16 protein-coding genes and 1 CRISPR repeat array are annotated in these 18,219 nt (G+C 47.0%); of the genes, 7 read left to right on the top strand and 9 right to left on the bottom strand.

What is annotated here, in order from left to right:
• Positions 1 to 41: 41 nt before the first annotated feature.
• The 3 genes from QP860_RS02865 to QP860_RS02855 all read right to left on the bottom strand — a co-directional run bounded on the left by QP860_RS02865 (position 42) and on the right by QP860_RS02855 (position 5,500).
• Entirely contained in the window at positions 42 to 1,802 is a 1,761-nt protein-coding gene (locus QP860_RS02865; RefSeq protein ID WP_284912146.1) for a hypothetical protein, read from the bottom strand.
• Positions 1,792 to 2,865 carry a bifunctional glycosyltransferase family 2/GtrA family protein gene (locus QP860_RS02860; protein WP_070616429.1) on the bottom strand — a complete coding sequence of 358 codons (1,074 nt, stop codon included), beginning with the start codon at positions 2,863 to 2,865 and terminating at the stop codon, positions 1,792 to 1,794. The genes QP860_RS02865 and QP860_RS02860 overlap by 11 nt, the downstream gene beginning before the upstream one ends.
• An 82-nt stretch (positions 2,866 to 2,947) precedes the next feature.
• Entirely contained in the window at positions 2,948 to 5,500 is a 2,553-nt protein-coding gene (locus tag QP860_RS02855; RefSeq protein ID WP_284912145.1) for a YfhO family protein, read from the bottom strand.
• Positions 5,501 to 5,638: 138 nt separating this feature from the next.
• Between QP860_RS02855 and QP860_RS02850 the strand changes: the two genes are divergently transcribed.
• Positions 5,639 to 6,022, top strand: coding sequence for a GtrA family protein (locus QP860_RS02850; RefSeq protein ID WP_070616433.1), 384 nt, complete (start codon positions 5,639 to 5,641; stop codon positions 6,020 to 6,022).
• 125 nt (positions 6,023 to 6,147) lie between these two features.
• Positions 6,148 to 7,273: direct repeats of the CRISPR family, unit length 28 nt; unit sequence CTTCTTCCCGCACATGCGGGGGTGATCC.
• A gap of 136 nt (positions 7,274 to 7,409) precedes the next feature.
• Here QP860_RS02850 and QP860_RS02845 read toward each other — a convergent pair.
• From QP860_RS02845 to QP860_RS02830, 4 genes are all read right to left on the bottom strand, one after another.
• Positions 7,410 to 7,742, bottom strand: a complete 333-nt coding sequence (locus QP860_RS02845; protein WP_083294258.1) for a hypothetical protein — start codon at positions 7,740 to 7,742, stop codon at positions 7,410 to 7,412.
• A gap of 28 nt (positions 7,743 to 7,770) precedes the next feature.
• Entirely contained in the window at positions 7,771 to 9,018 is a 1,248-nt protein-coding gene (locus QP860_RS02840) for an aminopeptidase (RefSeq protein WP_284912144.1), read from the bottom strand.
• 12 nt (positions 9,019 to 9,030) lie between these two features.
• Positions 9,031 to 9,489 (bottom strand): flavodoxin, encoded by a 459-nt coding sequence (locus QP860_RS02835; protein WP_067974583.1) that lies wholly within the window; start codon positions 9,487 to 9,489, stop codon positions 9,031 to 9,033.
• A gap of 157 nt (positions 9,490 to 9,646) precedes the next feature.
• Positions 9,647 to 10,351, bottom strand: coding sequence for a winged helix-turn-helix domain-containing protein (locus tag QP860_RS02830; protein WP_070616437.1), 705 nt, complete (start codon positions 10,349 to 10,351; stop codon positions 9,647 to 9,649).
• A gap of 306 nt (positions 10,352 to 10,657) precedes the next feature.
• On the opposite strand from QP860_RS02830, the gene map reads away from it, so the two are divergent.
• From map to coaD, 4 genes are all read left to right on the top strand, one after another.
• Positions 10,658 to 11,479, top strand: a complete 822-nt coding sequence (gene map / locus QP860_RS02825; RefSeq protein ID WP_070616438.1) for a type I methionyl aminopeptidase — start codon at positions 10,658 to 10,660, stop codon at positions 11,477 to 11,479.
• 272 nt (positions 11,480 to 11,751) lie between these two features.
• Positions 11,752 to 13,206: an LCP family glycopolymer transferase gene (locus QP860_RS02820; protein WP_070616440.1), complete on the top strand. Its 1,455-nt coding sequence runs from the start codon at positions 11,752 to 11,754 to the stop codon at positions 13,204 to 13,206.
• A gap of 14 nt (positions 13,207 to 13,220) precedes the next feature.
• The gene (gene rbsK, locus QP860_RS02815) at positions 13,221 to 14,138 is read left to right on the top strand and encodes a ribokinase (protein WP_070616442.1); all 918 of its coding nucleotides are present in this window, start codon (positions 13,221 to 13,223) and stop codon (positions 14,136 to 14,138) included.
• 9 nt (positions 14,139 to 14,147) lie between these two features.
• Positions 14,148 to 14,642 carry a pantetheine-phosphate adenylyltransferase gene (gene coaD / locus QP860_RS02810; RefSeq protein ID WP_070616445.1) on the top strand — a complete coding sequence of 165 codons (495 nt, stop codon included), beginning with the start codon at positions 14,148 to 14,150 and terminating at the stop codon, positions 14,640 to 14,642.
• 69 nt (positions 14,643 to 14,711) lie between these two features.
• On the opposite strand, the gene QP860_RS02805 is transcribed toward coaD, so the two are convergent.
• Positions 14,712 to 15,233, bottom strand: a complete 522-nt coding sequence (locus QP860_RS02805) for a PTS sugar transporter subunit IIA (protein ID WP_070616446.1) — start codon at positions 15,231 to 15,233, stop codon at positions 14,712 to 14,714.
• A gap of 108 nt (positions 15,234 to 15,341) precedes the next feature.
• Positions 15,342 to 15,977, bottom strand: coding sequence for a YigZ family protein (locus QP860_RS02800; protein ID WP_070616448.1), 636 nt, complete (start codon positions 15,975 to 15,977; stop codon positions 15,342 to 15,344).
• Positions 15,978 to 16,132: 155 nt separating this feature from the next.
• Between QP860_RS02800 and QP860_RS02795 the strand changes: the two genes are divergently transcribed.
• Positions 16,133 to 17,503, top strand: coding sequence for an ATP-dependent helicase ComFA (locus tag QP860_RS02795; protein WP_083294259.1), 1,371 nt, complete (start codon positions 16,133 to 16,135; stop codon positions 17,501 to 17,503).
• Positions 17,496 to 18,185 carry a ComFC family protein gene (locus tag QP860_RS02790; protein WP_070616450.1) on the top strand — a complete coding sequence of 230 codons (690 nt, stop codon included), beginning with the start codon at positions 17,496 to 17,498 and terminating at the stop codon, positions 18,183 to 18,185. Before QP860_RS02795 ends, QP860_RS02790 begins: the two co-directional genes overlap by 8 nt.
• Positions 18,186 to 18,219 lie beyond the last annotated feature (34 nt).

Here is an 18,219-nt window from a genome sequence, read left to right as displayed (position 1 = left end):
GCATCTGCCTTTTTCTGAAGAAGTGGCAGATGCTTTTTCTCTTAGGAGCCTTGGCGGGCTTGAATGAGTACTTGACGGTCGTAGACTTGGGCTTGGGGACGGAAACCGTAGACCTTGGTGAATTTTTCGTCAAAATGATCAAGGTCCCTAAGATAGATGACGGCTTCTGGTTCCTCGAGCATTTGGATGAAGCTGGCTTCTTGGTTGGGATAGTCATAGGGCCGGCTAATTCCTGTTTGATCGCAATAGAGATAGTAGGAGGTCATCAACTGTAAATAGGTGGTGTCCTGTCGACTATCGACTAGGAGGTAGTCGCCCTCGTGATAGCGGGTTCCTTGGCCGACTACAGCAACTGTGTCCGATACAAGCTGGTCATCTAAGTTATAGATTTCTGTGAGCTTGTGCCCATGACTTACAAGGGCTAATAAAACTAGGATTAAACCCAGGCTTTTTGTGACAGGTTTGGCAAAAAGCTGGGGCTCTTGGTACCATGTCGTTAGGGCGCTGAAGCAGAGGAGGCCATAGAGGAAGCAAAGGATAGTTCCCATATAGCGATGGATACTGGCTAGGCGCATGGCTTCGGCTAGGGGCATAGAGAAGAGGTACATGGCATAGAGGCTGGCGATATAAAAGATGAGAATCGCCAGCATAAGGCCTATTATCCGTTGCGTGGGCCTCCGCCTCAACCAGCCAAGCAAGAGACCCAAGACGCAGAGGGCCAGGAAGAGATAGAGGGTTTGGTTGCTGGCGACTTCGGTCTTTAAGAAATAATGGAGGAAGCGGCTTGTAATGGCCTGGATATCAGCTACGCTCTTCTCTCCAAGGATCTTTTCATAGGCTGCTAAATTAACACTGTGCTTACTGACTTGGTTGAAGGTCTGGCTCACATAATGGTTCCATAAGCCGAGATGGAGGAAGGGGCAGAGACTGGTAAGGAGTCCAACTTTAAAGCAGGCCCGGTGCCTTGTCCAAACGAGGTAAGCATAGTAGAGGATAATGACAATCACAAAGAAGATGCCGCTATTTTTAATCAGGATAAAAAAACTGGTCATCGCTGCAGTAATCAGGCTCATTTGACCGAAATATTGGCGGTGGCGGTAAAGGCTGGTCACAGCAGCCAAGGCCACTAGGGGTAGGAGGAAGTCGACCAAGAGGGAGGTGTATAGGATGTGTCCAGCACCTTGGTCCAAGGCATTCAAAAGGGCAATAAAAACTAGAGCTATACTGCTCGCAAGACCCTGTTTTTTCTGAGAAGCACTCGCCAGGCCGACCAGGGGCCAAACGCAGGAAAAATTGATCAAGTTTTGGCCGATGAGCATGAGGTCGTCACGGAGCGGGAGACTTTGCATCCAGTAGCCCAAGTAGAGGGCGCTGCCAGGCGGATAGGAGGTGAAGCTCATGAACTGGTCCCCATTTTGAACTAGGCGACCTTCTAAAGTAATAAATTTAACAATCCGTGCCCAGTGAGAGAAATTATCATAATGGGTAAAATGCGTTCCGACTAGGGCAAGGCTATAAATAAGAAAAAGCCCCCAAAAGATAAGTTGTGGGGCCTGGCGCCTCGGCCAAGTGATGGTTGGCTGGCGGAGATACTGGATCAGGTGGACCAGTAAAGTCAGGCAGCCAAGGATGGTGACCAGGTAGAAACCAAGGCTTAGCGCCTGGCAGAGGGCAAAGAGGAAGAACAGGCAGGTCTCCAAACTAATGGTTAAAATCAGCGTGCTTTCAAGGGCGAAGCCTGCCCAGCGTTTTAAACTGAGGCAGATCCCCACAGTCGCTAGGATAAAGAAACTAAAGGCCATTCACGTCCTCCTTTGTAGGGAAAATAAAGTGTTTTTGGATGTGGTAATTAAGGATAAAGAGGAAAGCGTCCACAAAGAGCTTAATTAGTGTTGCTGGAAGGGCGGGGAGCCAGTGGTTAAATGCTGTCACTAGTAGACTAGACGACAGCATTTGGACAATGACGAGGAGGCCGTACTTGAGCAGGCTCTGTCTTGAATTGGCTTTGAAAACGACGAGTCGGTTCATCAAATAATTAGCCAGGGCGGAGATACAGCGGGCAATGACGGTCGCTGTTGTGATGGCGGTGAAGTCCTGGTGCCCGATAACAGCTAAACAGAGTGCAAAGCAAGCTAGGTCAATTACAAAGGAGACCAGGGAAGCCGCAATATATTTCAAGAAAATAGAATAGATGGCAAAGGAATCCCGGAGCACCTTGAAGTGGGAGGAGGCGTTGTCGTCCAGATAAATGGTTGAAATGCCCACCTCGATAATTGGAATCTGGTGTTTCTTGGCAAAGAGAATCATATTCATTTCATATTCGAAGCGGTCGCCTTCCACGTCGAGTAGTGGCTCAAAATACTGGCTGGGAATGACCCGGAGGCCGGTTTGGGTATCCTCTAAATTCATCCCTGTTAAAAAGCGGAGCAGTTTGCGGGTCATAATATTACCAAATTTGCTTCTTAAGGGCACGTCTTCACCAAAGTGACGGGCGCCAAAGATAAAGGCTTCCGGGTGCTTTTGGGCCTCTTCTAGGCAAGCCATCATATCCTCAAAGGTGTGTTGACCATCTGAATCAATCGTCACTGCGGAAGAGATTTGACTCTGCTCATCCAACAAGTAACGAAAGGCCGTCTTAAGGGCCCGACCTTTTCCATAATTTTGCTCATGTTTTAAAACTTTAAGACGAGGATAGTCCTTGAGCTGGTCAAAGTAGTTGTCATAGGAGGCGTCGCTTCCATCATTGACAACGACAATAAAGAGTTGGCTATCGTGGCCTTGGCGAATATTTTTGACCAAGTCTAGTAAACGTTGGTCCGGATCAAGTGAGGGAATGATAATGGCTTGCTCGTGAGCACTTACCATGAATAAATCTCCTTCCATAAATACGTTAAGCTTGTTCTATTATACAATGAATAACTGGGATGAGTTAGTCATTTGATGTTTATTAATTTTTATTTTTCCCATGTAGGGTTTTCAAGAAGATTAGGAAGCTGACTAGGCTGCTGATGCCAGCTAAGATAAGGCCTCTCGGGATAAAAATCAACTGGACTAGCTTGGAACCTGCCGGCAGGTCGACTCCCAAGAAGTAATGGGCTTCCCGGTGGACTGGCGTATAGCGGCCGTCGACAAAGGCATGCCAACCTTTATCGAAGGGAATACTGAGAAAGAGACGGGAGGCATCGTCTGAGTTTTTCCTTCGCCCTCGGATGGTAGTGGGCGAAAAGGCTTCAATTTCTAGTGCTCGACCTTGAGCAAGTTGGGCCATGGCTGCTGTGCTTTGCCGGCTAGAGAGATAAAAGTCAGGCTTAGGATCTGCAATTATATCATCGTTGAAGCTAACGGTGATGTCTACGCTGGCCGTTTTCTGGTCATAAGTGTGGAGGGTATGATTTTTCTTATCTAGGTTGATGTGGCTAAAGGCTTGGTCATGATAAATTTTCAGGCCTTGACCAGACTGACCTTTGAATTGGTAGTTCACCATTTGGTCAGGGGTCTTGGTGATTTGGTAGTGGATCTTGCCCGGTTTATGGGAATCAATTTGGGAGTAGTTGACTTGGCCGTTTGCTTCAACAGCGTGTACATTCTCCAAATGAACAGTCACTTGTCTAGCTGCTAAGGGTTGATAGTAGTCCCTAATTCCAGTGGTATAGGCAAAAAGTTCATTTTGAAAAGCAAAGGGTTGGCTTTGGTTATGAAAAGTTTTTCGCCAATCGATTTCGTAAGCGAGGGGGAAGGCTTGAGGATTTTTATAGATAAGGACTTGGTCCAGTTCTTCTCCCTGACCTAGACTGGGCAAGGGGTAGTCGCTGAGTAGGTAACGTAAGCCCATCCACTGATTAGCTGCCAAAGTTGACCCGTAAGCAAAACGGGCCCAATTGCCATTGTCATGGAAGCCAAGCTTACCCATGAGCTCGATGACCTCGGCTGTCTCATTAGAACTATAGTGGGAAAGGCCGGGATAGTTGAGCAAGAGGGGATCGTTGTTAGCATAGTGTCGGTTCTTTTCTAGACGGTAAAAGCCGGTGTCTTGGGACTGAAGCTGCTGAATAGGTTCTTGATAGCGTGAAACGAACTGGCTAAAATCCTGGGCGTCTTGGTAGGCCATTTTATTGAGTGTGTAATAGCCATTGCTGAAAACCTCATAAGCAACGAGCAGGACCAGCCCGAAACTGAAGAATAACTGACCTGGTCGGTAGCGCAGCCAAGCTTGACCTAAGAGAAGGCCTAGCCCTATTCCTAGGCAGATCAGGCTTGTTAAGATATCGCTTGACTCTAGATATGCGTAGCTCTGGCGGCTAATAAGAAGCCCAAGCCCAAGAAGGATGGCTAAGCTAGCGACATAGCGTCGCCAAGAAAAGTTGCTCGCTTTAATTTCTTCAGCTGCCATTAGGACTATAAGACCAGTGAAGAGAAAGCTATAGCGGAAGGGAAACCAGGTGGGCTCATTGAAACCATGCCAGATTAAGTTTAGATTGAAATATTTCATGGATAGGTAGAGGCTAAAGAGTAGAAGCCCCCCTCTGGCTTTTTTAGAGCGGGCAATGCTTGGGTTGAATAGCCCAGCTACACTGACTAAAAGAATGAGGCTAGCTACAAAAACATTGGCCAAGCCAGACTTGGTATCGCCAGCTTGGAAAGCTCCGATAAAGAACTTGCTAGCGAAGTCTAAAAAAGAAAACTGACTATGAAAATCGATCAGTTGGCTAGGGTCTAGACCTGCTTTACCTCCTTGAAGGGAGAAAAAACTTGGGATAAGTGTCAGACAGGATAAACCGCCAGCTAGGAGAGAAGCTGATAAGAAAGCTTTAAAGCGGACCTTGGCTTCCTGCCAGCTTCCGGAGAAAGCAAAATCGCTCAAAAGTCGACAAATAAAATACAAGAGAGAAAAAAGGCAGAGCATGGCCCCCATATAATAGTTGTTAAGGATGGCTAGGGCCAAAATCAGAGTATAAAAGTGCCACCTGCCTTGGCTGAACAAACGGTCTAGCCCATCAATTAATAGAGGGAAAAGGATGCAAGCCTCGAGCCACATAATATTCTGTTGGTAGACGATGAGGTAGCCCGACAGACCGTAAGCTAATCCCAAGGCAATGGCAGCCCAAGTTTGGAGTTTGCGCTTCGCCATCAGCCAAGTCATCGAGGCGCTAGCTGTCGCCATCTTTAAGCTTGTAATAAGAGTGATTGCCAGGGGAAAGGCCTTGAGCGGAAAGAGGAGGAAGAGGAGGTTGAATGGACTGAGCAGATAGTAGTTAGTCAGCCCAATCATGTTGCCGGACATGGTCTTAGAGAAAGAATAAAGAAAGCTATCCTGCCCCAATAAGGCATTCTTCAAATAGGAAAAATAAGCAATATATTGACCATTCATATCCGTCACCAGGAGAGATTTATCACCAAAAGGCGTGATACCTAGACGATAGTAAATCGCAAGTTGAATGGTCAAAGCCAAAGTAAAACTTAGGCTGAGAGCTCTATGCTTTTTGAAAAAAGAAATAATCATGAAAATTCTGCCTCCAACTTAGTCTATAAGCTTAAGTATAGCAAAATTTCCTTTAAGACTTTGCTAAATGTCATAAGAGATCAGCAAGGATATGCTAAAATAACTTTATTGTAAAAGTTTGAGAAAAGAGGATCTAACGTGCAAAAAATTATCCAACAAATCATTCGCTTTGGCTTGATCGGTGTCCTTGCCACAGTGATCGACTTCGCCCTATTAACGGGCCTTACTGAATGGGGCCATGTCCACTACTTGCTGTCAGCGGGGATTGCCTTTGTTGTCGCTACGATTTTTAATTATCTTGCCAGCATGCGCTATGTTTTTGTGAGTCGTTTTTCTAAGGAAGAGCGGGTCCAGGAATTGCTCTTGTTTGTCAGTCTGTCAGTGGTAGGCCTGATCCTCAACCAGTTCTTTATGTGGGCCTTCGTTGAAAAACTCGGCATCTTTTACCTCCTAGCCAAAGTCCTAGCTACCTTCCTTGTGATGGCGTGGAACTTTATCTCAAGAAAATTATGGATTGAATAAGGCATGAGGTTATCACTGGTTAAAGTGACTAAGATGGCTTATAGTAACTATGGGGGATTTTTTAAAGTGAATGAAAATGGCCGAGGGATCAAAAAAGAAGCCTGATTTGATGGGCTTTCTTTAGTCTTCTTCCCGCACATGCGGGGGTGATCCCCACAATCCCAATTGCAGCACCTAAAGCCAGGACTTCTTCCCGCACATGCGGGGGTGATCCTGGTTTTGACTAGCGGCTTAATGGCTTCCTCATCTTCTTCCCGCACATGCGGGGGTGATCCCTTTAGGGACGTTTGGACAACCAACAAACCTTACTTCTTCCCGCACATGCGGGGGTGATCCCAGGAACGAACCGTGACAGTAGCCGAAATGCAACTTCTTCCCGCACATGCGGGGGTGATCCTTCCTCAATTTCTGTTAAAATTTCAACGCTTGTCTTCTTCCCGCACATGCGGGGGTGATCCCAGACTATAGCTCAGTGGGAAGCATACAGGGTGCTTCTTCCCGCACATGCGGGGGTGATCCTTAGCTTGTAGCGGCGTTTTAGCGCCTTCTCATCTTCTTCCCGCACATGCGGGGGTGATCCCTACAGAAATGAGGCTAGTCGAGATAGACGAAGCTTCTTCCCGCACATGCGGGGGTGATCCTGAAAATCGCTTGCTGAAGGAAGAAAACGAAGACTTCTTCCCGCACATGCGGGGGTGATCCTCCACCGTGACAAAAGATGGGACATACAATTCCCTTCTTCCCGCACATGCGGGGGTGATCCCACCGCCGCGACCGAAGCGGACATCATGGCCATCTTCTTCCCGCACATGCGGGGGTGATCCTAAGGTAGAAGACGCGTCAGAAGTATGGCCCGGCTTCTTCCCGCACATGCGGGGGTGATCCTGAATAATTTTTTAACCCTGGTGGTGCTTTTGGCTTCTTCCCGCACATGCGGGGGTGATCCTCAGATGACACCTAGTGAGTCGACCTATGCGGCCTTCTTCCCGCACATGCGGGGGTGATCCCTGCTTATCTCTACCACCTTAAAACCTGCGAGCCTTCTTCCCGCACATGCGGGGGTGATCCTCTCATCGATATTGCAACCATCCACGACGAGGACTTCTTCCCGCACATGCGGGGGTGATCCCATCACGGTTGATGTCCCACTCGCCGGTCCCCTCTTCTTCCCGCACATGCGGGGGTGATCCTGCTCAAAAGGCCCTTGACTTATGTAGGTGAAACTTCTTCCCGCACATGCGGGGGTGATCCTGGACAGTGAAGGCCTAACGATAACGAATACCTCTTCTTTCCGCATACGCGGTACACGCAAACTTAAAGCAAGACAAAAAGAAAAAGCCAGAAAGAATATTTCTTCCTGGCTTATGTTCATTATAGGCTAGATTATTTAAGGTGCCTTGCTTTCTAGATCAGAAATTCGTTGTTCGAGCGATGAGATTTCTTCATGCATACTTGAGATTTCCTCGGTCATTTCATCGATGGTATTAGGGGGAATTTCTTCTTGGCGTGGATTGTTTTCGATAACGAGCCAAGCAATAAAGAAGATGGCAGTCACTGCAAGAATGACATAGATCCAATTGAGTTTGGGTGAGCCGTGGTCTAATTGCTCGAGGGCTTCATCGACGGTCAGGTTCTCCAAACGTTTCCGTTCACGTTCACTGAGATTTTCCAAATCCTTTAAGCGATAATATAATTTTTGGCGTTTCGCTTTTTTAGTCATTTTTGTCCATCCTTTTTACTAGCCTTGATTATACTGAGAAGGCCCATTCACCTTGCTTAAAGATAGGGACTTCTTCGCCGTTTGCGCGGATGCCGTAAATATCCATAGCTTCGGAACCAATCATGAAGTCGACATGGACATTTGAGACATTTAAGCCAATAGCTTGAAGTTCTTCATCCGACATTCCTTCCGTATTTTTAACCGTGGTGGGGTAGGCTGCACCGATAGCTAAGTGGTTGGAAGCATTCTCATCAAATAAGGTGTTATAGAAGGTGAGATTGCTTAAGGAGATTGGGGACCGGTGAGGAACGAGGGCGACTTCGCCCAGACCACGCGCTCCATCGTTATTTTCAATCAGATCTTCGAGGATCTTTTGTCCTTGGTCAGCCGTAATTTGGCTAATTTGCCCATCTTCAAAATGGACTTCAATGCCTTTAATGGTAGTGTTGGCATAGGGCAAGGGCTTGGTTGAACGCACATAGCCAGACATCCGACGCGTATCTGGGGCGGTAAAGATTTCTTCTGTCGGCATATTGGCGATAAAAGGTTTACCATCTTGACTGAGGCTTTCTGCAGAGGTCCAGATGTGGTTCTTAGGTAAACCCAGATAGAGGTCTGTCCCCGGAGCTAGGTAGTGGAGGCCGTCGAATTGTTGGTCGTTCATATAAGCCGCGCGTTTTTCTAAATTATCTTTGTGTTGGTCCCAAGCGGCTACGGGGTCGTCTTCATAGACCCGGCAAGCTTTAAAAATTTCGTGCCAGAGAGCGTCGACGCAACTTTCAGGATCATCCGCTAATTCGGGAAAGACATGGCGGGCCCAGCCGTAAGAAGCGGCTGCAGCAACTCCCCATTTGATGGCATTTTTCATGGTAGCTTCCCTGCGCGCTTTGAAGGCTAGGCTATTGGCTTTTTGAACTCGGTGAATTTTTTCATCAGGGATATCGTCTAGCAAGTTAGGGTCGCTGGAGATGACGGATAGGCGGCTAATTTTCTTATTTTCAATCAAGTCTTTATCGCGAGCGATGGTGTACTCTTCGATAGTGGTTAGATTTTCGCTGGCCACATATTGGTAGTCCATTTTTTTTATCGAGTCATCTTGCCAAGTGAAGTAAACGCGCTTGGCTCCTGCTTCATAGGCATGTTTGGCAAGTAGACGGGCCAGGGGAGCTTGGTCGATGTCAATATAAATCATGACATTCTCCTGACTTTCTACTTGAATACTTTTTTGGATAAGGAGTTGGGCATATTTATCGAGTAGTTCATTGAAATTCTCCATAAGGGCCTCCTTTTAAGCGTTCATAGATTGGTAGCATTCAAGGCATTCCGAAGCAAGTTTTTCGATAGCTTGGATGTCGTCTTCTTCTGGGTTTAAGTCAACTTTGACGGATTCACCTCCGCGTGTCGCTCCGGTTTCTGCCAAGCGTTCGTCGAAGTCAATAACAGACTGGCAGAATTTTTCATAGAAAAGGTCGCCTGAACCCAAGGCAGCATAGACCTTACCTGTCAAGTCAACCTCTTCTAGGTCTTCATAGAGGTCGACGATTTCATCGGGCAGGTCACCGTCTGTGCCGTAGGTGTAGGTGGCAACCACGCAAATATCTGCGTCTAAGAAGTCTTCGCCGTAAGCATCGGTGCATTCGACCATTTCACAGTCAACACCTAGGTCTTCAAAGGCGGCAGTCATCACGTCGGCAATTTCTTCTGTGTTACCAGTTAAACTGGCATAAATTATTAAGGCTTTAGGCATAACATTTCCTCCATTATTCAATTAAAGCTTTCTCTCTAAAAGTATAGCAAATTATCTCTCTAGCTGCGACTTCCAATGACTCAACAAGGAAGTATAAATAAGAGAGGCCGAATGGTCACAAGAGTGAAGCATTCGGCCAAGCAAGGGCTAGTTTGAATTAACGTAAGGCGTAGATGCTGTGGCTTTCAAAGTCGTCTTGGATATCTTCTGGTAACCAGTTCAACGTACTGCGGACAAGCATTTCTGCAATCACGCGGGTATCGTCAAAACGGTTGTGGGTCATTAAGTAAGAGATATTCTCGACATACATTAGAATCCAAATTTGTGTGGAGAAGAAATCATTCTCCTCATTGCCCATACTATCATTGACCGCAGCAATTAAAGCGCGACAGGCTTCAACGCATTCTTCCTCTAAGAAGTCGTGGTCTCCGAGTGAGGTTAAGGTTCTAAGGATTTCTAGTAAACCATTGTAAAAATTTTCACGGTTGTGGTCGTTGAAGGCTTGCTTTAATCCTTTTAGTAATTGGTCACATTCTTCTTTGATTACAGCCCCATCTGTTTGGTTCTTTACCATGCGGTCGAGCAGGCGGAACCAGAGAATGAGCGCATAACGCCCTCTTAAGGCAATAATGCTTTCGTCATTTGGCGCTTCTTTAACAAAGTAGCCTCGGTAAGGCCGCGTTTCAACAATTCCTTCTTCTTCAAGTACGCTCAAAGCAGCCCGTATTGGACTCCGACTCATACTCAAACGATCTGAAATATCAGCTTCAACGATATGGTGGCCAGTTTTCCAATTATCGCGTAGGATCTGATCCTTAATATACAAATAGGCTACTTGCTCAAATTTTTGTGTTTTACCCATAATGAATCACCCTTTGCCTTTTTTGTTCTTATTTTATTTAAGAATTATATATCCCATTCAATTTTATTTTGCGTGAATATCGTATAAAAGTCAATTATTATGTTTTTTAAAGCCATTAATTATGCGAAAATATTGACTCTAAAGCTTTGCATAAGTACCATATTGTTTTTTATGCCGTTCGATACTATAGGGTTATGGGAAAGCGGTTTAGGCTATCCAAAAATATTGCATCCAGGTCCTGTTAAAGTTAATATTTTCATGTATACTAGGAACAGTAGTAGAATGAAGAAAGGAAGTCAAATTTTTATGATTACTTTGAAATCCGAACGTGAAATTGAAGCAATGGATCGTGCTGGGTCGATCATTGCCATGATTTTTGAAGAATTAAGAGATGTCGTGAAGCCTGGTATTACGACAGGAGAAATTGACCAGTATGTGGAACGTCGTATTCGCGAGGAAGGGGCCATCCCAGAAGAGGTTGGTTTTGAAGGCTATCCTTATGCGACCTGTACATCAACTAATGATGAAATTTGTCACGGCTTCCCTGACCGTAAGCGGGTGTTGAAGGCAGGGGACATTTGCTCAGTGGATACGGTTTTATCCATCGATGGTTTCTTTACCGATTCTTGTACCACCTTTGCGGTCGGCGAAATTGATCCTGAAACCCAACGTCTACTCGATGTAACCAAGAAGGCTATGTACCTAGGTATCGAACAGTGTGTGGCTGGAAATCGTATTGGTGATATTGGAGCGGCCATTCAAGAATATGTTGAAGCAGAAGGTTTCTCCGTAGTGCGTGAATTTGTGGGACATGGTATCCAGCCTACTATGCATGAAGAACCAGCCGTTCCTCACTATGGGACAGCTGGTCGTGGTCTCCGCCTGAAAAACGGAATGACCCTCACCGTAGAACCCATGGTCAATGTAGGCGCTTGGAAGTCAAAAATGGATGATAATGGTTGGACGGCTCGAACCATTGATGGAAGCCTCTCTGCCCAATATGAACATACCTTGGCGATTACACCAGATGGGCCTAAAATCCTTACCATGCAGTCACCTGTCCCAGGCGAGGATGCTTTAGGTCTTGACCAATTGAAGATTAATTATAATTATCCACAATCAAATTAAAAAATAAGAAAGGTGCGGCAAAAAGTGTTCAGTGCTGACTGACTTTTGTCGCACTTTTTACTTGGGTTCAGACTGTCAGAAATAGCCCTCTTTACAAAGATTCGTCGAAGATGTCTAGTCTTCTCAGGGCTTTTACTCCAGAGGCTTATTTCTCCCGCATCCTCTCACTCCCTTCTTTAAGAAATGCTAAAGTTTAGCTTGTGATTGCTTGGCTATGGTATAATTCATCTATGTATTAGTGAAAGTTATTAAGGTAAAGGAGACTCGAACCCATGGATGAAGATAAGTATTTAGCGCGTCGTGAAAGGCGGCGGTCGAAAAGCTTGAAAAAGAAGCGGCCAGGCTGCTTCATTTTGCTTGGCCTATTGCTTATTTTATTCACTTTAGCAGGTTTTGGGGCTTATAAGTTCTATGGGAGCCTCTCTCAATTTACCAATAGTATCTACCAGCGTGTTGCCCGGGATAATATGCGCGATGCTAACGTATCCTTGCGCAAGGGGGAGCCGGTGTCGATTCTTTTAGCAGGCATCGATAATGGGGCTCTCTTCTATAAAGATGTGCCAGATGGACGCTCTGATGTCATGATGGTGATTACCATTGATCCTGAGAATAAAAAATCCCAGCTCTTGAGCGTGCCGCGTGATGCGCTTGGCCCCATGGACCGCACGGATGACTTTGATAAGCTCAACCATGCCTATATGGATTACGGGATTAAGGGGACAATTAACTCCTTGCAGCGTTACCTTGACCTGCCCATTGATTATTATGTCGAAGTGAATATGAAGGGCTTTATCGACATTATCGATGGCATGGGGGGGATTGAGATCACCCCCAATCAAACTTTTATCCAGAATGGTGCCAAGTTTGAAGAAGGGGTGACACGGACCTTAACGGGTGAAGAAGCTATTCACTATGTGCGGATGCGCAAGGCCGATCCAGAAGGTGATATTGGTCGCGAGAAGCGCCAGCAACAGTTGGTCAAGGCGGTGATTGATAAGGTGCTGACCCTCGATACGATTACGAATTTCAGGGAAATTATGGCTGCCCTTGGTAATAATCTGAAGACGGATTTGAGTTTAAATGATATGATGGCCTTACAGAAGAATTATCTTCCAGCCCTAGCTTCTATTGAACGTTTAGTCTTCAAAGACCACCAAGATCTTAATTTAGACTTTGGCTACTATCTCTTGGTACCAGAGAAAGAGCGTCGGGAGATGTCTAATAAGCTACGAGCTAATCTGGGCTTAGGACCGACGCAAAAAGTTATTGTTTACCCTCCTAGTTATGGGGTAGTCAACCGTTACTTCAGGGTGGTCGATGAAGATGAAGACGGTCAGATAACTGATGATGACCTCTTGACCTCAGCAAGTGACTATACCGTTGCTGATTTGAAAGAAAGGATTCACAAGGCCTCGATGAAGCGGGGCATTAACTACTTTGAAGATGTCTACATGGATGATGCAGGCGTGATGCAACCGTCGGTCCTTTACACGCCTAAGGATCAGATGCTACTTCAAGCGGACCAATTGAAACGTGCCGACCGTTTTGGTGGATCGATCGATCCGTCGGAAGAAAGTGGGGGCCAAGTGCCCTTAGAATCGGGCCAGGGCCTAGGACCAGCTGACCAAGGACCGAGTGCTTTGCCGGGTTCTTCTGGCTTAGTTGACCCTAGTTTAACAGCGCCATCAACTGGTCCAGGAGAGACAGGGACAGAATACGCTTATTAACGAGGAGGCTAGTTATGATTGCTGTAATAGGAAGTTTATCAACAGACTTTGTCGTGGAGACGGATATCTTAGCTGACCGTGGTGAAACGGTTACTGGGCGAGACTTCCACACGCTTTTTGGCGGTAAGGGGGCCAACCAGGCTATTGCCGCAGCGCGTTTAGGTGGGCAAGTCACGATGTTTGGCTGCGTAGGGGATGATGTCTTCGGGGCAGAAATCCTAGCTAATCTTAAAAAAGAGGGAATAGACAGCCAGGCAGTGGAAATTATTCCCAATCAGTCTTCGGGTTCGGCCCATATTACTGTTTACCAAGCAGATAATGCGATTATTTATATTCCTGGCGCCAACCAGGAAGTGACAGTGGCTTATCTCGAGCGCCACCAAGAGGCCCTTTTGGCTGAGGAGTTTTTTGTTATTCAAAATGAAATTCCTATCGAGAGCATCCAGTATCTGATTGACCTTGCCCAGAGCCATGGCAAGCAAGTGATCTATGACCCTGCTCCAGCGATTGTCCTAGATGAAAGCTATGTTGAGAAATGTAGCTACCTGACACCGAATGAATTCGAATTGAATAACCTATGCCCCAATGCATCGATCGAAGAGGCGATTCAGCGCTATCCTGAGCGCCTATTAGTCACTCTGGGAAAAGATGGGGTGACCTATGCCCAGCAGGTTGACCGTGCAATCCAACATGTGCCGGCTTTTTCAGTCCAAGCGGTGGATACCACAGGGGCAGGGGATACCTTTACTGGAGCCTTTGCCTATGCCTTGAGCCAAGATTTGCCCCTCAAAGAGGCGGTGGCCTTCGCTAATGGGGCCAGTGCCCTGTCCGTTCAAAAGCTTGGGGCTCAAACGGGTATGCCGACCTGGGAAGAGCTGCTAGCTAGTGAGTATTTCCAGGAAGACTGGTTGACTTATTTTGAAAAGAATTAAGGAGGATTTATGAGCAAAAAAGCCTTGTATGCAGGAAGTTTTGATCCGATCACGCGGGGCCATCTCGATATTATCCAACGGGGCGCCCGGCTCTTTGACCAAGTCTATGTCGCGGTTGCCAGTAATACCTCTAAGCAAGCCTTGTTCAGTCCAGAAGAGAAGGTAGCCTTAGTTGAAGAAGTGACAGCTGACCTGGCTAATGTGCAAGTGTTGCAGTTTACAGATGGTCTGACAGTTGACTTAGCCCGAGACTTGGGGGCTAGCGCCCTACTTCGTGGGATTCGTAACAATACAGATTTTGAGTATGAAATGAATATGGCTGAGATTAACAAGCTCCAAGCCCCTGATATTGAGACGGTGATTCTCTTATCCGATGCGGCATACCGTGCCTATTCATCAAGCATGATTAAGGAAGTGGCTAGCTTCGGCGGAGAAGTTGAGGCGGCGGTACCTAAAGTCGTTGCCCAAGCTATGTTAGCCAAATATAAGGACTTGAATGCGTAAAAAGACTCCTGACCAGCAGCTGCTGGTTCGGGAGCCTTTTTCATTGGTAAGTTTTTAATTTTGACTGGCTTATCCAGCGCTAATTTGACCGACCACGTCGTCATGTTTGACTTGGCCTTGGGCTGTGATAGTTAAGTTGTCAACATCTTGCATATTGGTACAAATCACAACAAAAGTGTCATCCTTACCAGCTTCGCGGATGGCTTCTAAGTCGACCTTGGTTAAGAGATCGCCTTGTGCAATCACTTGCCCCTCATGGACCTGGTGTTCGAAGGGCTTCCCCTCCAATTCAACAGTATCGAAACCTAAGTGGATAAGGAACTCGAGGCCGGATTCGGTAGTAATGCCCATACCGTGTTCAGTTGGGAAAATGGTCTTAATCTCACCATTAATAGGGGCATAGACTTCACCTTGGCTGGCCTTAAGCGCATAGCCATCGCCAAGCATTTTCTCTTGGAACATGGGGTCACTGACATCCTCTAACTTGACCATCTCACCATCGGAAATGGCATAGAGTTCTTGGATACTGACATCATAGCTAGTTTCTTCTTGGCTTTCCTTATGTTTATTTCGTTTAAAGAAGTCAAACATCTGCACTCCGCCTTTCTATTCTATATGTATTATAGCCCTTTCTGGGATCGGTCTGCAACATCAAGGCGTAAAAGCGCTGATTCTTAAACATATTCTCAAGAATATGGCCTAGGCCTTAACGGGGACATCGACATAGACCTTATCTCCAAGCTCAAAATTGGCCTGGCCGCTGCTGAGATTGGTGATAGCTTCTTGGCAGGCTTCTACTTGGTCTTCGGCAACCCCGAGATGATAGCAAACATCTGCAAGATAGGTCGTATCCAGCAGCTGGTAGGGACTGTTTTCAATCCAATGTTCCATGGGTCCGGTGAGCGGGTAGTCCACTTTAACAGCGACTTCTTGTTGGACTTGGCGTTCAACGATACCGATAGCTTGGAGGGCTTCACTCACCGCATGGCTATAGGCGCGGACAAGGCCACCAGCTCCCAGTTTGGTGCCACCAAAATAGCGGGTGACAATGACAATGATGTTTTTTAAGTCCATTTGTTTAAGAACTTCGAGCATCGGGACACCCGCTGTCCCGCTCGGTTCGCCGTCGTCCATGGCTCGTTGAATTTGGTTGCGTTCGCCAATTTGGAAGGCAACGCAATTGTGGGTGGCCTTCCAATGTTTTTTATTAATTTCTTGGATGAAATCCTGAGCTTCTTCCTCACTAAAGACCCGTTTGGCCTGGCAGATGAAGCGGGATTTTTTGATTTCAATTTCATGTTCTCCTGCTTGGCGTATGGTGCGATAAGCTAACATCGCCTTCACCTCATTTCTATACTTACTTTCATTTTACGCGAACGAGACTCAAATTTCGACTTTTTTATCTTTTTAAGGAAAGTATCTTTACTTTTATAAAAGCATTTAGTGAATAAATAAAGTTTTGGTTTATATATGAGTAAGGAGGAAGATGTATGGAAGAAGATTTAATGGATAGCCTGCGCGGTCGTTTGCTGACGGCGGAAGAGGTGGGGCTAGCTCCTGAGCAGATCGAAGGGTTGGAAGGGGCCCAGTGCCTAGAGGCGGTGAATGGCCAGTATGGACAGTTAAGCTGCCAGCGTTGTCACAACCAGGACCAGGCGGCTTTTTACCGGAATCTTTGTTTCCAACGTGAAGACTGTTATTATTGCCTATCTTGCCTACAGTTTGGCAAAGTCTCTTCTTGCGATAAGCTCTACCACCTTCCCCGTAAGCTGGCGGCTAAGCCGTCGGAAGCGGAAGTCTGTCTGGCCTGGCAGGGGCAATTATCCGACCAGCAGGCAGAAGGCGCCCAGAAGATCCGGCAGAGCTTCGAAGAGGGGAAAGATTGTTTTATTTGGGCAGTAACTGGAGCGGGGAAAACGGAAATGTTATTCTCGGCCCTCCAAGTCGCCATGGCGAACGGCAAACGTCTGGCCTTAGCCAGTCCACGCTTGGATGTCTGTAATGAGCTCTACCCCCGCTTACAAGCGGCCTTCCCCCAGCTTGATATCGCTCTCTTGCACGGGGAATCCGACCAGTCTTTTCGTGACTGCCCGTTGACCATTTGTTCCACCCACCAGCTCATCCGTTTTCAAGCATATTTTGATGGCATTATTATCGATGAAGTGGATGCTTTTCCTTTTGTCGATGACCCAACTTTACATTTTGCGGCTGAGCATGCGCTAGTTGAAGGGGGCGTGCGAATTTTCTTATCGGCAACTCCTAGTCGGCGACAGGAAGCAGCGATCAACAAACAAGAAGTGGCTGCTTTTATCCTACCTGCCCGCTACCACCGTAAGGCCTTGCCTGTTCCCCACTATGTTTGGATTGGCGATTGGCGGCAATCCCTGAGTCAAGCTAAATTGCCCCGCCGGTTGCAGCACTGGATAGGCAGCAAGCTAGAGGCCAAACGTCGCTTTTTGCTCTTTTTACCCCATATTCCTTTGATGTTGGCCTTGGAGGAGGTCTTACACCGCGTTTTTGACCAGGCCCGCCTAGCTAGTGTATCTGCTAAAGATCCTGAGCGCACAGCCAAGGTCCAGGTCATGCGGGAGGATGGCTATGATTTCTTGCTTACGACGACGATTCTCGAAAGAGGGGTGACCTTCCCTAATATTGATGTGGCGGTTCTCGGCACGGAAGATCGGACCTTCACCCAGCAGGCCCTGGTTCAGATCAGCGGCCGGGTGGGACGGAAGGCGGACGCAGCGACAGGAGAGGTGGTCTTCTTCCACCAGGGAAAAACGCGGGCCAGCCAGGCAGCAATCAGGCAGATTAGAAGCATGAACCGTCTTGCTCGTGAGAGGGGGCTTCTCGATGACTAGGTGCCTCTTGTGCCAAGAAAGCATGCCGGCTCATTTCTCACTCAAGGATTTTTTAGCTTTCCACCCTATTACAGAAGCTAAGTTATGTACAGCCTGCTGGCAAAGTTTTGCTTGGATAAGTGGGCAAACCTGCCAGCAATGCGGGCGCCCCCATGAAGACCTAGATAGTGTTTATTGTAGGGACTGCCTGCGCTGGCAGGACCAGGGTTGGCATTTTAAAAACTGCGCCCTCTTGCATTACGACGCAGCCTTTAAGGCCTGGCTCCACCAATTCAAACGCTTGGGGGATGTGCGATTGGCTGCTTCTTTTGAACAAGTCATGCGTGACTTTCACCAAGAACGGCCGGAAGCTATCTGGCTGCCTCTGCCGTCGAGTGAGTCCAATTACCGTAAGCGGGGCTTCCACCAAACCGAATGTATCCTAGAAGCAGTCGGCCTTCCCTATGAACAAGCTTTCTTACCTAGCCAGTCCAAGGAAGGGAAGCAAGCACTCAAGGGACGACGCGAGCGCCTCCAAGTGGACCGCGGTATCCGTTTAGCTCCAACTTTTTCCTATCCCAAAGACCAGGCTTTTATTCTTTTTGACGATGTCTATACCACGGGAGCCACTATGTTTGCTTGTTACCAAGCCCTCAACCAAGCGGGTTATCAGGATTTATCGGGCTTTACTTTGGCACGATAGATTGAACAAATTAAATTTCTAAGGCCTTTTCATT

The sequence above is a fragment of the Aerococcus sp. UMB1112A genome (assembly GCF_030230715.1).
Taxonomy (GTDB): Bacteria; Bacillota; Bacilli; order Lactobacillales; family Aerococcaceae; genus Aerococcus.
This window is presented reverse-complemented; position numbering and strand designations above follow the sequence as displayed.

Bases quoted from the DNA above. Each gene is read 5' to 3' on its own strand.
- rbsK (WP_070616442.1), top strand. From the start codon at position 13,221: ATGATTGCTGTAATAGGAAGTTTATCAACAGACTTTGTCGTGGAGACG.
- QP860_RS02830 (WP_070616437.1), bottom strand. From the start codon at position 10,351: ATGGGTAAAACACAAAAATTTGAGCAAGTAGCCTATTTGTATATTAAG.
- QP860_RS02840 (WP_284912144.1), bottom strand. From the start codon at position 9,018: ATGGAGAATTTCAATGAACTACTCGATAAATATGCCCAACTCCTTATC.
- QP860_RS02865 (WP_284912146.1), bottom strand. From the start codon at position 1,802: ATGGCCTTTAGTTTCTTTATCCTAGCGACTGTGGGGATCTGCCTCAGT.
- QP860_RS02800 (WP_070616448.1), bottom strand. From the start codon at position 15,977: ATGTTAGCTTATCGCACCATACGCCAAGCAGGAGAACATGAAATTGAA.
- QP860_RS02795 (WP_083294259.1), top strand. From the start codon at position 16,133: ATGGAAGAAGATTTAATGGATAGCCTGCGCGGTCGTTTGCTGACGGCG.
- QP860_RS02855 (WP_284912145.1), bottom strand. From the start codon at position 5,500: ATGATTATTTCTTTTTTCAAAAAGCATAGAGCTCTCAGCCTAAGTTTT.
- coaD (WP_070616445.1), top strand. From the start codon at position 14,148: ATGAGCAAAAAAGCCTTGTATGCAGGAAGTTTTGATCCGATCACGCGG.
- QP860_RS02845 (WP_083294258.1), bottom strand. From the start codon at position 7,742: ATGACTAAAAAAGCGAAACGCCAAAAATTATATTATCGCTTAAAGGAT.
- QP860_RS02790 (WP_070616450.1), top strand. From the start codon at position 17,496: ATGACTAGGTGCCTCTTGTGCCAAGAAAGCATGCCGGCTCATTTCTCA.
- QP860_RS02805 (WP_070616446.1), bottom strand. From the start codon at position 15,233: ATGTTTGACTTCTTTAAACGAAATAAACATAAGGAAAGCCAAGAAGAA.
- map (WP_070616438.1), top strand. From the start codon at position 10,658: ATGATTACTTTGAAATCCGAACGTGAAATTGAAGCAATGGATCGTGCT.
- QP860_RS02835 (WP_067974583.1), bottom strand. From the start codon at position 9,489: ATGCCTAAAGCCTTAATAATTTATGCCAGTTTAACTGGTAACACAGAA.
- QP860_RS02860 (WP_070616429.1), bottom strand. From the start codon at position 2,865: ATGGTAAGTGCTCACGAGCAAGCCATTATCATTCCCTCACTTGATCCG.
- QP860_RS02820 (WP_070616440.1), top strand. From the start codon at position 11,752: ATGGATGAAGATAAGTATTTAGCGCGTCGTGAAAGGCGGCGGTCGAAA.